Annotated in this window: 10 protein-coding genes; 6 read left to right on the forward strand and 4 right to left on the reverse strand. The window is 60.6% G+C overall.

Going from position 1 to position 14,197, the window contains the following annotated elements:
• Positions 1-4: 4 nt before the first annotated feature.
• The 3 genes from EGN72_RS09135 to hflX all read left to right on the forward strand — a co-directional run bounded on the left by EGN72_RS09135 (position 5) and on the right by hflX (position 3,233).
• On the forward strand, positions 5-1,522 hold the full coding sequence (locus EGN72_RS09135) for a TrkH family potassium uptake protein (protein WP_127046782.1): 1,518 nt from the start codon (positions 5-7) through the stop codon (positions 1,520-1,522).
• 140 nt (positions 1,523-1,662) lie between these two features.
• Positions 1,663-1,896, forward strand: a complete 234-nt coding sequence (hfq, locus tag EGN72_RS09140; RefSeq protein WP_022704857.1) for an RNA chaperone Hfq — start codon at positions 1,663-1,665, stop codon at positions 1,894-1,896.
• A 53-nt stretch (positions 1,897-1,949) separates the two neighbouring features.
• Entirely contained in the window at positions 1,950-3,233 is a 1,284-nt protein-coding gene (gene hflX, locus EGN72_RS09145) for a GTPase HflX (RefSeq protein ID WP_233587098.1), read from the forward strand.
• A 111-nt stretch (positions 3,234-3,344) separates the two neighbouring features.
• On the opposite strand, the gene EGN72_RS09150 is transcribed toward hflX, so the two are convergent.
• Positions 3,345-4,793, reverse strand: coding sequence for a peptidoglycan-binding domain-containing protein (locus tag EGN72_RS09150; protein ID WP_127046784.1), 1,449 nt, complete (start codon positions 4,791-4,793; stop codon positions 3,345-3,347).
• Positions 4,794-4,898: 105 nt separating this feature from the next.
• Positions 4,899-7,358: a penicillin acylase family protein gene (locus EGN72_RS09155; RefSeq protein WP_127046786.1), complete on the reverse strand. Its 2,460-nt coding sequence runs from the start codon at positions 7,356-7,358 to the stop codon at positions 4,899-4,901.
• A gap of 81 nt (positions 7,359-7,439) precedes the next feature.
• On the opposite strand from EGN72_RS09155, the gene EGN72_RS09160 reads away from it, so the two are divergent.
• A complete protein-coding gene (locus EGN72_RS09160) occupies positions 7,440-8,303 on the forward strand; it encodes an NAD(P)-dependent oxidoreductase (RefSeq protein WP_127046788.1) in 864 nt (287 codons plus the stop codon).
• A gap of 51 nt (positions 8,304-8,354) precedes the next feature.
• On the opposite strand, the gene EGN72_RS09165 is transcribed toward EGN72_RS09160, so the two are convergent.
• Together EGN72_RS09165 and hemB are read right to left on the reverse strand one after the other, a co-directional pair.
• Positions 8,355-8,909, reverse strand: coding sequence for a YSC84-related protein (locus EGN72_RS09165; RefSeq protein ID WP_127046790.1), 555 nt, complete (start codon positions 8,907-8,909; stop codon positions 8,355-8,357).
• 136 nt (positions 8,910-9,045) lie between these two features.
• Entirely contained in the window at positions 9,046-10,050 is a 1,005-nt protein-coding gene (gene hemB / locus EGN72_RS09170; RefSeq protein ID WP_127046792.1) for a porphobilinogen synthase, read from the reverse strand.
• Between the two features lie 155 nt (positions 10,051-10,205).
• Between hemB and EGN72_RS09175 the strand changes: the two genes are divergently transcribed.
• Complete coding sequence (locus EGN72_RS09175; protein ID WP_127047007.1) at positions 10,206-10,736, forward strand: component of SufBCD complex; 531 nt, start codon at positions 10,206-10,208, stop codon at positions 10,734-10,736.
• Between the two features lie 4 nt (positions 10,737-10,740).
• Entirely contained in the window at positions 10,741-14,187 is a 3,447-nt protein-coding gene (mfd, locus tag EGN72_RS09180) for a transcription-repair coupling factor (RefSeq protein ID WP_127046794.1), read from the forward strand.
• Positions 14,188-14,197 lie beyond the last annotated feature (10 nt).

Consider the following 14,197-nt stretch of genomic DNA (forward strand, 5'->3'; position numbering starts at 1 on the left):
GGGGATGGGGCGTATTCTGCAATTGCCATTGCTGGTGGTCCTGACCGGGGCGGGAGCCTTGGCCATGCTGCTGCCGGCGGCCCATGCGGTTGTGTTTGCTGATTTCACGGTGGCGCGCCCCTTCTTTTACGGCAGTGTGATGTTTTGCCTGCTGGCGGCTGTGGTGGGGATTGCCACATCGAACTATCGGCCGCGCTCGGTCGCGCGCAGCCAGCTTGCGGCTTTGCTGGGGGCTTACCTGTGGTTGCCCTTTCTGTTTGCGGTGCCGTTCAATGAGGCGGTCCCCGATACCAGTTTTGCCAATTCTTGGTTTGAAATGGTGTCATCCTTTACCACCACCGGGGCCACGCAATATGACACGCCGGGGCGGCTTGCGCCGTCATTGCATCTGTGGCGGGCATTGGTGGGCTGGATGGGTGGCTTTTTCGTGCTGCTGTCAGCAGTGGCGGTGCTGGCCCCCCTGAACCTTGGCGGGGTTGAGGTGCTGTCTGGCCGGGTGCCGGGGCGCGGGGCGCAGGGCGCGGAACAGATAACCCATGGCGCAAACCCGTCGGAACGGCTGATCCGCCATGCCTCTGCGCTGTTTCCGGTGTATTTCGGGCTGACCCTGCTGCTATGGGTGATGCTGTTGATCGCGGGAGAGCGGGGGCTGACCGCGCTTTGCCTTGCGATGTCGACGCTTTCGACCAGCGGGATCACCAATGGACAAGGCGTCGCCAATGCCACATCGGGCTTTGTGACCGAGGTGATGATTTTCGTGTTCATGGCGCTGGCGCTCACCCGCCGCAGCTTTCCCGGTGCGGTGCTGACCGACCGCAACCGCAGCCTGCGCGACGATCACGAGGTGCAGCTTGCCACCTTTTTTCTGGTCGTGGTGCCAACGCTGCTGTTTTTCCGGCATTGGCTGGGGGCGCTGGCGGCGGATGATGTGCTGAATGCCAAGGCGGCCTTTGATGCGCTGTGGGGCGGGTTGTTCACCACCATGAGCTTTCTGACCACAACCGGATTTGAAAGCGCCGATTGGCAGGATGCGCGGTCTTGGTCTGGGTTGAACAGCCCCGGTCTGATCTTGCTGGGGCTTGCGATGATGGGGGGCGGCATTGCCACCACGGCGGGCGGGTTGAAGCTGCTGCGGGTCTATGCACTGGCCCGCCATGGCGAGCGCGAGATGGACCGCCTTGTCCACCCCAGTTCCATCGGCGGTGGCGGCGATGGCGAACGGCGTTTGCGCAAAAGCGGGGCCTATGTGGCGTGGATTTTCTTCATGCTTTACGCCATCACCTTTGCCATCGTGATTGCGGCCCTGTCCTTGCGCGGGTTGGAATTTGAACAAAGCCTAGTGCTGACCGTGGCGGCAGTCACGACAACCGGGCCACTGGCCGCCATGGCCAGCGATGTTCCGATCCGCATGCTGGAGCTGACAGTTTCGGAAAAGGCCATTCTGGGGGCGGCGATGATCGTGGGCCGTGTTGAAATTTTGGCCATTCTGGCGCTTTTCGCCCCCGGTGTGTGGCGCAGGTAAGACGATATCGGCCCAAGCTTGCACCCGGGCTTGCTTTTGGGCTGGAATGTCGCGGAATCCCGTTTCATAGTGCAAGCATATTCCTTCGGGGAGGGCCGAGGGCCAGGACGGTAACAACAAGAAAAAAAGGCAATGTAATAATGGCTTCCGATAAACAGAATCTCCAAGACGCATTTTTGAACCATGTCCGCAAGGCGAAGGTTCCGGTGACGATTTTTTTGATTAATGGTGTCAAGCTGCAAGGCGTTATCACTTGGTTTGACAATTTTTGTGTGTTGTTGCGCCGCGATGGGCAGTCTCAGCTTGTTTACAAGCATGCGATTTCGACCATCATGCCGGGTGCGCCCATCAGCCTTTATGAAGGCGAAGAGTAAACTTGCCTGATCTGGAGCACGACCCGGAAGATGGCTTTTCGGTCGAATTGCGCTTGGCCGGGCATGATACCCGTGCCGAAAGCACGCTGGCCTATGTGCTGCACCCTGATCTGAAATCGGCGCGGTCCCGCCGTTTGCCCGAACATGGGCTGGCCGAGGCGACATCACTGGCGGCAGCCCTGCCGGGGCTGGAGGTGGTGGGCGGCGAGATCGTGCGCCTGCCAAAGCTGCATCCGGGGATGCTGTTCGGGTCCGGCAAGGTGGCCGAGATTGCGGCGCGCATCAAGGACTTGCATATCGGGTTGGTGCTGATCGACGGGCCGGTGACGCCGGTGCAGCAGCGCAACCTTGAAAAGGAATGGGGCGTCAAGCTGCTGGACCGGACCGGGTTGATTCTGGAAATCTTTGCCGATCGTGCGCGCACGCGCGAAGGTGTGCTTCAGGTGGAACTGGCCGCGCTGTCTTATCAGCGCACGCGGTTGGTGCGGGCCTGGACCCACCTGGAACGTCAGCGCGGCGGCCTTGGCTTTGTCGGCGGGCCGGGGGAGACGCAGATCGAGGCGGACCGCCGCGCGATTGACGATCAGGTCGTGCGGATCAAGCGGCAATTGGACAAAGTGGTGAAAACCCGCGAATTACACCGCGCCGCGCGGCGCAAGGTGCCGTTTCCGGTGGTGGCGCTGGTGGGCTATACCAATGCCGGGAAATCGACGCTGTTCAACCGCATCACCGGGGCCGAGGTTTTGGCCAAGGATATGCTGTTTGCCACGCTGGACCCGACGATGCGCGGCTTGGAACTGCCCGATGGCCGCAAGGTGATCTTGTCGGATACGGTGGGCTTCATTTCTGACCTGCCGACGCAATTGGTCGCAGCCTTTCGCGCCACTTTGGAGGAGGTGCTGGAGGCCGATCTGATCTTGCATGTGCGCGATATCAGCCACCCGGAATCGGCGGAACAGGCAGCAGATGTGGCCGATATTCTGACCAGTCTGGGCGTGCGGGCCGAAACCCCGCAGTTCGAAATCTGGAACAAGCTGGATCTGGTCGATGATACCGCCCGCGCCGCATTGGAGGGGCAGGCGGAAAAGACAGAGCATGTCTTTGCCCTATCCGCGCTGACCGGGGCCGGGATTGACCGCTTGCTAGCTGCCGTTTCGGCTGCGTTTGAACTGGCAAGAACCGAGGCGCGGCTGGAACTGGATTTCGCCCAAGGTCGCGCGCATGCCTGGTTGCATGCCGAAGGCGTGATCGAGGATGAACAGCTTTCCGACAAGGGCTGGGTTTTGCGCGTTTTGTGGACCGAGCGGCAGGAAAAGGCGTTTCAGGCGCTGATCTGACCCTGTGGGTTTATCGAGCCGGGCGCGGGGGGGCGTTCACGCCCCCCCTTGGCCTTGCGGCCAATTCACCCCCTGAAGGTATTTTCGCCAAGATGAAAACGGGCGCGTGGCCTATTTCTTTTTCTTGGCGTTCTTTTCGGCTTCGGCCTTTACCGCGTCGATCAGTTTTTTATTGGTGGCATATTCGCCGAGGATTTTGGCTTCGATCTGTTCGGGACTTTCCTTGCCCGTGGCCGAGGAGAGCACTTTGTCATAGACCTTGCCGGCCAGTTCCTTGCCGGTTTCATCAAAGACTTTGGCGAAGATCGGGGTCAGGTCGGCCTCTTTGGCCTTGTCGCCCAAGGATTTCAGCAGGTCTTTTTTCACCGAGCTGGGCAATTTGGCCATCAGCGCCTTGGCGCTGACATCGCCAGCCTTGCCGAATTTGGCAAAGGCCCCGGCGGTCGCGACCTGTTTGGCAACGATGCCGCAGAATTTGTCAAAGGTCAGCCCGGTGGCGTTGGATTTGAATTCCTTGAGCACGTCCTGGATAACGCCTTCGAGGATATTGGCACCGTTGTTCTTGAAATAATTGATGACAAAGCTGGTGATGGCTTTTTCGCTGGCCTTCTCGAACAGTTTGCCACTGAGCTTTTTGGCGACAAGGGGGCCGACTTTGGCGATGATCTTTTCCCCGGCCTTGCCTTTGACCAGCGCGCCCACGGTGCCGCCGATGAAACTGTCTTTCAGCACGTTGAAGGCGGCGTCACCGATGCCTTTGCTATCGCCCGAGATGCCTTTGCCCACCTCATTGGCGATGGTTTCCACGGCACTGGTGCCCGCGCCCGCGACGACAGCCGCCGTCAGCGCGCCTGCGCCATAGCTGGCGGCGACCGGGGCTGCGATGATGCCCACGATCACGAAGCTGGTGCCAGAGACGATCTGAAGCCCTGTCACCATGCCTTCGCCGCCGTCGATGATCTTGGCGAGGTAGGTTTTCATCTTGCTGCGGGCGTCATTGGCCTGTTTTTCGGCTTTTGGAAAAATCCGCGAAAAATCGCGCAGATTGCCGGCTTTCAGCGCGGCATCGGCCGCCTTAACGCCCGCCTCGGCGGTCTTGATCAGGCTTTCGGGGGGCAGCGATGTGCCTGCGTAAACCTCGATACACCAAGCGACGATATATTGATCGTTGTTCAGGCGTTTTTGCGAATCCCAGATGCCGCGCGCCTCGGCGACGGCGCCGCGCAGCACGATCATCGCCTTTTCGAAATCCTTGGCGATGCGTTTGACCAGCAGTTTATATTCGGCATCGGTAAAGAGGTAGATCTTGCCGTTGATGGTGATCTGTTTGGTCGGATTGGGTTTGCCTGCGGCGGATCTGAGCACCTTCATCAAGGCGTCATCCAGCACGCCAGTGGGGCGCAGCCCGGATTCGGTTTGGAATTGTTTGATGGCGGCAAGGGTTGCCTTGTCAAAGGCGCCATTTTCGGGGGCGCGGGTTTGCAGGGCTGATTTGTTCAGCAGTTTCTGCGCCTCCATCATGATGGCGCTGGAGGTGTTGGGTTCTGCTAGGACAGCCATAAAAAGCTCCGCTTTTGTAAAAGGATCGAGTCAAATACCTATACGAAAGGTTAGGCGCGAAGCCGCACCCAAAGCAAGTGGCAAAACAGTGGCTTGCGCGAAATCCTAGCGCGGGCGCAGATGGGTGATGCCCACGGCTGCCGCACGGGCGAGTTCTGGATCAAGGCTCATCGGGATATATTCGCCGCGCCGCCACAAAACACCCAGATCATCGTAATGCCGCGACAGCGGGTGGCCCGATTGCCCTGTGGAGGTGATAAAGACCGAGCTGTCGGGATCAGCGAAATCATACACGCCGCGATAGCCCGCGCCATGCACGTTCAGGAAGGGGTCCGGGTCGGTGCCTTTGGTCAGGCCGCGCATCAAGGTGCTGTCGCCGCCGCTGGTGGATTGGCGCAGGTTCACGAAATAGCGCAGGAAGGGCACAGAGCCCATGACAGGGTGGTCATGCGTGGCCTGATGGGCATCGCCCCAGCGCCAGGTTTCGATCTGCGGGCCATATTGTTCGGACAGGCGCAAAAGCGTTTCATCCAGCGCGATCCGGGAAATATCGGTGCAGGTTTCAATCGCGGCCGATTGCAGGATGTCACACCAGCTTGCTGCCCCGTCGGTATTGCGGAACACGCGTTCCAGAAACACCGGATCGGCATGGGTATAGGCATCGGCCAAGGGGCCAAGCTCATCCCGGATCAGGCGGTCTTGCAGGGTGCGGACCCAAGCCGCATAGATCAGCGGTTCGGGCAGATGCTCGTTCATCTCGCCGTTCCATTCGGCCAGCAATTGAAGCGCGCGTTCGCGCAGATGTTCGGGCGTGCCTTCGGCGGAAGGTGTGCCGGTGAACCACAGATCCGCCCCGATCAGCGGCAGCACCGCGCGGGCGATGGGCGAAACGGTGTCCAGTTGTGCCTCGATGAAGCTTTCGCGGGTGTGGACCTCGCGGGTTTTCATCAGGGTCAGCCAGCGCTGGATGCGGTGGGTGTCGCCCCATGTGGCGCTGATATTGTCGGGGAAAGGCGCGTCGGTGGTTTTGTTATTGGTATTGCCAAGCAGGCCAGAGCTTGGGTTCATCACGCGCAGATTTCGGCTGTAATCCTGCATCCCGGCCCAGCGGTTTTGCAGCTTGTCGCCCGTGGCGGGCATGCGGCCTTGGGTTTCATGGGCGGGGTTGCGGTTGGGCACGACGCCGATCAGTTGAAGGGCGATGCCATCGCTATCGGCCAGCATCAGGTTCTGGGCCGGGGCGATATGCAAGCGGCCGGCCTCCAGCGCCTCGGGGATGGAGCGGGCCTTCATGATCCGCAAAGCGGCGGTCATCGAGGTGTCTTGCGCCGACAATGCCGTCCATGACAGGGCGGCGACATGGCCGGGGGGCGTAACGGTGGCAAGGTTGTAATGGCTGCCGGGCAGCACGGGGCCTGCATCCGACCAGCGCAGGGTGATGGTGACGGGGTCTTTATCCTTGACCGTGATGATGGAGCGGCGGGTTTCAAACTCTTTCCAGCCGGCACCGCTGGCATATTGCTGGTTGTTGTCAGGGTTGATGCGTTCCATCACCACATCCTGATCATCCAGATAGGCCGAGGTGACGCCCCAGCCCAAAGCCTCGGACCGACCGATCATCACAGCAGGGATGCCGGGGATGGTGGCCCCGATCACGCCCCCGGAGGCAAATTCCAGCCGCGCCAGATACCACAGCGTCGGGGCGGTAAAGCCCAGATGCGGATCATTGGCCAGCAAAGCCCCACCCGCGGCAGAGCGACCGGGGGCTGCGGCCCAAGCGTTCGAGGCGCCGGTAAAGGGGGCCTCGGGGAAGGGCGACAGCGGGTCTTGCGCCACGCGCTGCGGAAAGCCGCCGGGGGGCGGGCTGGGCATCAGGCTGGCATAATCGGGCAGGGCGGTGACGCTTGTGCCGGGGGCATCGGGCAGAATATCGCGCAGCCGCGCTTCGGGCAGCAAAAGCGAGGTGCGGGCGCGCAGCACCTCTGATTCCAGATGGCCCGACAGTTGCAGCGCCATCAGCTTGATCAGCGCCAGACTGTCGGCAGGTTGCCATGCCGCGATTTCGTTGGAAAAGAAAAAGAACTCGGGCGCGCCACGACCGCGCGCCTTGGCATTCACCTCACCGATCCAGGCGTTGACGCCACGGGCATAAGCCTCCAGTGCGGCGCGGGTTGCGTCATCCTGCGCGTCAAACGACTGGCTGGCCAGCGGATACAGATCATAGCGGCGCATCAGCTCGTCAATCTTCAGCGTGCGTTCGCCAAACACCTCGGACAGGCGGCCCTGCACGGTGCGGCGCAGCATGGTCATTTGCCACAGCCGGTCCTGCGCATGGGCAAAGCCAAGCGCGAAATACACATCGTCATCACTGGCCCCAAAGATATGCGGCACATTGGCATTGTTGCGCACGATTTCCACCTCGGCGCTGATCCCGTCCAAGGTGAAATCCTCGGCATAATCGGGAAGCGAGCGGGACAGGAAGAAATAGGCGATGATCAGCGCAAAGGCAGTCAGGGCCAGAAGCCCGACAAAAATCCGAGTGAGCCAGCGAAACGCGGTAAACATGGGCGGTCTTTTCTTGACGGCAGGGTTAGGGTGGTTACCTATGCGATCCTGTGACGCGAGGCAATTGGAAGGGAAGAGGCAATGGCAAGTGTAGCATTTTTGGGTTTGGGTGTGATGGGCTTTCCCATGGCCGGGCATCTGGCGACCTTGGGCCATCAGGTGACGGTGTATAATCGCACCCCCGCAAAAGCCGAGGCATGGGTGAAGAAACATGGCGGGCGGATGGCCGCAACCCCGCGTGAGGCGGCGATGGGCCAAGATTTCGTGATGGCCTGTGTCGGCAATGATGACGATCTGCGCAGCATTTGCACCGGGCCGGATGGTGCCTTTGCCGGGATGGTCAAGGATGCCGTTTTCATCGACCACACCACGGTTTCCGCCCAAGTCACCCGCGAAATGGCCGCCTTGGCGCGCGAGGCGAATGTCTGGTTCATCGACGCGCCGGTTTCGGGCGGGCAATCGGGGGCCGAGAATGGCGTCTTGTCGATCATGTGCGGCGGCGATGAGCGGCAGTTCGGCTTTGTCGAGGCGATCATGGGGGCCTATTCCAAATCACGGAAATATCTGGGCGAAAGCGGGTCCGGGCAGATCGCCAAGATGATGAACCAGATTTGCATCGCGGGGCTGGTGCAGGGCCTGTCCGAGGCGCTGGCCTTTGGCGAAAAAGCCGGGATGGATGGCAAAGCCGTGGTCGAGGCGATTTCCGGCGGGGCCGCAGGGTCTTGGCAGATGAACAACCGCCATGCGACCATGCTGGCGGATGAGTTCAACCATGGGTTCGCCGTGGATTGGATGCGCAAGGATCTGGGCATCTGCCTTGCCACCGCCAAAGAGATCGGCGCAAAGCTGCCCGTGACCGAGATCGTCGACCAGTATTACAAGGAAGTGCAAGAAATGGGCGGCGGGCGCTGGGATACGTCCAGCCTGATCAAACGGTTGCGCTAATCACGGCAATCCCCGAATTTTCAAGGGAAAATCGGGGATTGGGGCCGATGCTTACGGGATGATCCGCGTGTATTTGGTTCCGGCCAGCGTGGCCCCGGCGATCAGGCCGGATTGGCCGAACACAAGGGCGATCACCGGGTTGATCTCGGTGGTTTCCTTGCCAAGGCTCGCGCCCTGATCCGGGGTGGCATAGCGGATATCGGCCCCGGCGGCCCAACCGGGGGCGCGGCGGAAATCGCCCAAAGCGGCCTCTGTCAGGAAAAACAGCGCATGGGCATATTGCTGCGCGCCGATCTGAAAGCCCACGGTGGCCCGCGTGGTCGAATAGTAATCCACCGTCACGTCATTGATGCGCAATGCGCCTTGGCCGTAAGCGCCGCCGATGCCAAAGCCCGCTTCGGTGATCAGCGGCATATACAGCACGCCATAGCTTTTCGCGGCAAGTTCGCGGGTGCCGGGGTAACGACCGAACAGGAAATCCCGTGTTGCATCGACCCGCGCATCCAGCCGCGCGCCACCACCGCCGCCAATGCCGTTCGCACAGCCCCCAAGGGCAAAGCTTGCCACGGTTGCACCCAAAAAGTGCCGTCTGTTCAATGCATTCATGTTCTGCCGCCTCATATGATGCGCCGGGTTTTGCCGGTCGCCGATTGCTCAAATCATTGGGCCTGTGTCGGCCATCTGCCACAAGATAGCGTGGTTTTACGCCGCTGTCATCTACCAGCCTGCCTTGGCCCCGGCTTTAGGCATGATCTTGCAAGATGCGGGCCACGCGCGGCGCGAAATAGGTCAGCACCCCGTCACATCCGGCCCGCCGGAAGGCCAGCAGGCTTTCCAGCATCGCCTTTTCGCCATCAATCCAACCGTTCTGCGCCGCAGCCTGAATCATCGCATATTCGCCCGAAACCTGATAGGCATAGGTCGGCGCGCCAAAGGCATCTTTGACCCGGCGACAGATATCGAGATAGGGCATGCCGGGCTTGACCATCACCATATCGGCCCCTTCGCTCAGGTCGCGTTCGATCAGGCGCAGCGCCTCGTCGCTGTTGGCGGGGTTCATCTGATAGGTTTTCTTGTCGCCCACCAGTCGGCTGCCCGCGCCCACCGCCTCGCGGAAGGGGCCGTAAAAGGCCGACGCGTATTTCGCGGCGTAAGACATGATCGCAACATCTTGATATCCCGCCATTTCCAGCGCTTGCCGCATGGCACCGATACGGCCATCCATCATATCCGACGGGCCCAGAATATCGGCCCCGGCCTCAGCCTGCGCCAGCGACATCTTCACCAGCGCTTCCACGGTTTCATCGTTCAGAATGATGCCATCGCGCACCAGCCCGTCATGGCCATTGGCGTTATAGGGGTCCAGCGCCACATCTGTCATCACCACCATCTGCGGCACAGCGGCCTTGATGGCGCGGATCGCGGTATTGGCAAGGTTGTCCTGGCTCCACGCTTCTTCGCAGCTTTCGGTGCGCAGATCGGGGTCGGTATAGGGAAACAGGCACAGGGCCGGGATGCCCAAACTCGCCGCCTCCTCTGCCGCTTTCACGATCAGATCGACCGACAGCCGCGAAACGCCCGGCATCGCCGCCACAGGCGTGGTTTGGTTCACCCCGTCCTGCACGAACAGCGGCCAGATCAGATCATTGACCGACAGCGTGTTTTCCTGTGCCAGACGACGCAGCCCATCCGCGCGGCGCAAACGGCGGAACCGGGTCGCGGGAAAGGGGCCAATGGTGGGGCGCATGGGCAAATTCCTATGTGTTGTGGTCTATATGCCAAAGGGTGCGATTTTTTTCTTCTGCCTGCCATGGAAAAGCGCGCGTCTCAAGGGTAGGAATGACGCAACGCATTGCGGCCCCCTGACGCGGGCTTGCGGTCCACGAGATGAAGGTTGGCGCATTGGATTGGTATAAAACGGTTTTTGAGCTGATCGACCTTCGGTCTTTCTCGAATCTTTGGTATTGGATTGCCCTTGCGGTTCTGTGGTCCACCACAAGCCATTGGGTGCTGGGCGTGCCGTTTGATATGGTGGGGCGTGCGCGCCGTGCCGGGGGCGAAACGGCCGAGGATCTGCACGCGCTGGTTGGCATCAACGCGCGGCGGCTTTTGTTCATCGCGCGGGTGTCGGGCCTTTGGCTGATCGGGTTGATGGCGTTTTTCTTTACCATGCTTATCGTCTTGGGCTTCGTCTATTGGGTGGAATTTGCACAGGCGGTGTTTCTGCTTTTGGCCCCGATGGTCATTGTCGGCGCGCTCAGTCTGTCCACCGCGCAGGAGATCACCTTGCAAGAGCTGGAGGGCGAGGCGCTTTACCGTCGCCTTGGCCGTCACAGGATGACGGTGCAAGCCATTGGAATGGTGTCCATATTCATCACATCGCTTTGGGGCATGTGGCAGAATATGCAAGTGTTCAACCTGTGGCCTGATTGAGCTTATGACCAAAAATACCGGGCAGCGGATTATACTGGGCGGCGCACCCGAGGGGTTTGATGCCGCTTTGATCGCCAAGGAACTGGCACGCGGCGCGCCCGTGATCCATGTCGCACGCGACGACAAGCGGCTGGAGGCGATGCGCGAGGCGCTGGCCGTGATGGCACCCGATGTGGTGGTGCTGGAACTGCCCGCCTGGGATTGCTTGCCCTATGATCGGGTGTCGCCCAATCCCGATATCATCTCGCGCCGGATGGCAACTTTGGCGGCCTTGGCGCAAGGGGTGCCGGGGGCGTTCGTGCTGCTGACCACGCTGAATGCCGCAACCCAGCGTTTGCCCACGCGGGCGGTGCTGCGCGAGTCGTCCTTTTCCGCCACCGTCGGCCATCGCCTGAATGAGGAATCGCTGCGCAATTTCCTGACGCGCATGGGCTTTACCCCCAGCCCGACCGTGGCCGAACCCGGCGATTATGCCATTCGCGGCGGCATCATTGATATTTACCCGCCGGGGCCGGGTGGCCCGGTGCGGCTTGATCTGTTCGGTGATGTGCTGGACGGTGCGCGCCGCTTTGACCCGGAAACCCAGCGCACCACCGAAAAGCTGAAAGCGGTGGAATTTGCCCCGGTGTCCGAGGTCATTCTGGACGAGGCCGCGATTTCGCGCTTTCGGCAGAATTACCGGGTAGAGTTTGGCGCAGGCGGCTCGGATGATCCGCTGTATGAGGCGGTGAGTGCGGGCCGCAAGCATCAGGGGATGGAGCATTGGCTGCCGTTTTTCCATGCCGAACTGGAAACCCTGTTCGACTATATGCCGGGTGCTTCGGTGATGCTGGACGATCAGGTGACGCCCGCGCGACTGGCGCGCTGGGACAGCATCGACGACCAATATGACGCCCGGATGGAGGCGATGCGCGCCAAGGGCCGGATGGATACGGTGTATAAACCCGCCGCGCCGGGGCTTTTGTATCTGGATGATGCGGCATGGGAGGCCGCACTGGCCGAGACGCGGGTGATCCAGTTGTCGCCTTTGGCGCAATCGCCGGGGCCGGGGGTGCTGGATGCCGGCGGGCGGCTGGGGCGCAGTTTTGCGCCTGAACGTCAGCAGGAAAATATAAGTCTTTTCAATGCGCTTGCCGATCATGTTAAAGCATTGCGCAAAGGTGCGAATGTGGTCATCGCTTCATGGTCCGAAGGCGCGCGGGAACGGTTGCGCGGTTTGATCGTTGACCAAGGCATAGAAGGCGCGCGTGAGATTGCCGATATCCGGGAGGTGAAAGGCACGGGCGGGCTTTACCTGATGATCTGGCCGCTGGAGGCAGGGTTTACCGCGCCGGGGCTGGCGGTGATTTCCGAACAGGACGTGCTGGGCGACCGGCTTGTCGGCAAACCCAAGCGCAAGCGCAAGGCTGATAACTTCTTGCGCGATGTCGAAACCCTGTCGCCCGGCGATCTGGTCGTGCATGTCGAACATGGGGTCGGGCGCTATCACGGGTTGGAAACCATCACCGCGCTGGGGGCCCCGCATGAATGCCTGAGCATTGAATATGCCGAAAATGCCAAGCTTTACCTACCCGTTGAAAACATTGAACTTCTAAGCCGATATGGTCATGAAGAAGGGTTGCTGGACCGGCTTGGCGGCGGCGCATGGCAGGCCAAGAAAGCCAAGCTGAAGGCGCGTATCCGCGAGATTGCCGAACGCCTGATGCGCATTGCGGCCGAACGTCATCTGCGCAAGGCCCCGGTGTTGGAGGCCCCTCATTCCATGTGGGAGGCCTTTGCCGCCCGCTTTCCCTATACCGAAACCGAGGATCAACTCAGCGCGATTGCCGATGTGATCGCGGATCTGGAGGCGGGCAGCCCGATGGACCGTTTGATCGTGGGCGATGTCGGCTTTGGCAAAACCGAAGTCGCCATGCGCGCGGCCTTTGTGGCGGCGCTGTCGGGCATGCAGGTGGCCGTGATCGCGCCGACGACCTTGCTGGCGCGGCAGCACTACCGCAGCTTTGCCGAGCGTTTTCGCGGATTTCCTATAAATGTCAAACCCTTGTCGCGCTTTGTTAGTGCGAAAGAGGCCGCAGGCACCCGTGCGGGCCTTGCCGATGGCACGGTGGATATCGTGGTGGGCACCCATGCGGTGCTTGCCAAGGCGATCAAATTCAAGAACATCGGCCTGCTTGTCATTGATGAAGAACAACATTTCGGCGTGGGCCATAAGGAACGGCTGAAGGAAATGCGGTCGGATGTGCATGTGCTGACGCTGACGGCGACACCGATTCCGCGCACCTTGCAACTGTCTTTGACCGGGGTGCGGGACCTGTCGATCATCGCCACGCCACCGGTGGACCGCTTGGCCATCCGCACCTATGTCAGCGAATTTGATACCGTGACCATCCGTGAGGCCCTGCTGCGCGAACGTTATCGCGGCGGGCAGTCCTTCTTTGTGGTGCCGCGGATTTCCGACCTGCCTTTTGTCGAGGATTTTCTGAAAACCCATGTGCCGGAAGTGACCTATATGGTCGCCCATGGGCAATTGGCGGCGGGCGATCTGGACCAGCGGATGAATGATTTTTACGATGGAAAACAGGATGTTCTGGTCGCTACTTCTATCGTTGAATCCGGTCTGGATATTCCCACCGCCAATACGATGATCATCCACCGCGCCGATATGTTCGGCCTTAGCCAGCTCTATCAGATCCGGGGGCGCGTGGGCCGGGCCAAGACGCGGGCCTATTGCTATCTGACCACGAAACCCCGCGCGCCACTGACGCCGCAGGCGATGAAACGGCTGCGGCTGCTGGGGTCTTTGGACAGCCTTGGGGCAGGGTTCAACCTTGCCAGCCATGATCTTGATCTGCGCGGCGCGGGGAATTTGCTGGGCGAGGAGCAATCCGGCCATATCAAAGAGGTCGGGTATGAGCTGTATCAATCCATGCTGGAGGAAACGATTTCCAAGCTGCGCTCGGGTGAGATTGCGGGCCTGGCCGAGGTCGACGACCAATGGGCGCCAAATATCAATCTTGGCGTTCCTGTCTTGATTCCAGAGGCTTATGTGCCAGACCTCGATCTGCGTCTGGGGCTTTATCGGCGTTTGTCGGGGCTTGCGACCAAGGTGGAACTGGAAGGTTTTGCGGCGGAACTGATTGACCGCTTCGGCCCGCTGCCAAAGGACGTGAACACGCTGATGCTGGTGGTGCGCATCAAGGCGATGTGCAAGCGCGCGGGCATTGCGCGACTGGATGCAGGGCCAAAAGGTGCGACGATTCAGTTTCACAACGATAAATTTGCCAATCCGGCGGGCTTGGTGGATTTCATCAAAAGCCAAGCGGGTGCGCGGGTGAATGGCAACAAGATCGTGCTGGTGCAGGATTGGAAAACCGAGGCCGACCGGATCAAAGGCGCCTTCGCGATTGCCAAGGCGCTGGCAGAAAAGCTGATCGACGCCTCGAAATAGCGCGCCCCTT

It is taken from the genome of Pseudorhodobacter sp. E13 (assembly GCF_003991405.1).
In the GTDB taxonomy this organism is placed as follows: Bacteria; Pseudomonadota; Alphaproteobacteria; order Rhodobacterales; family Rhodobacteraceae; genus Pseudorhodobacter.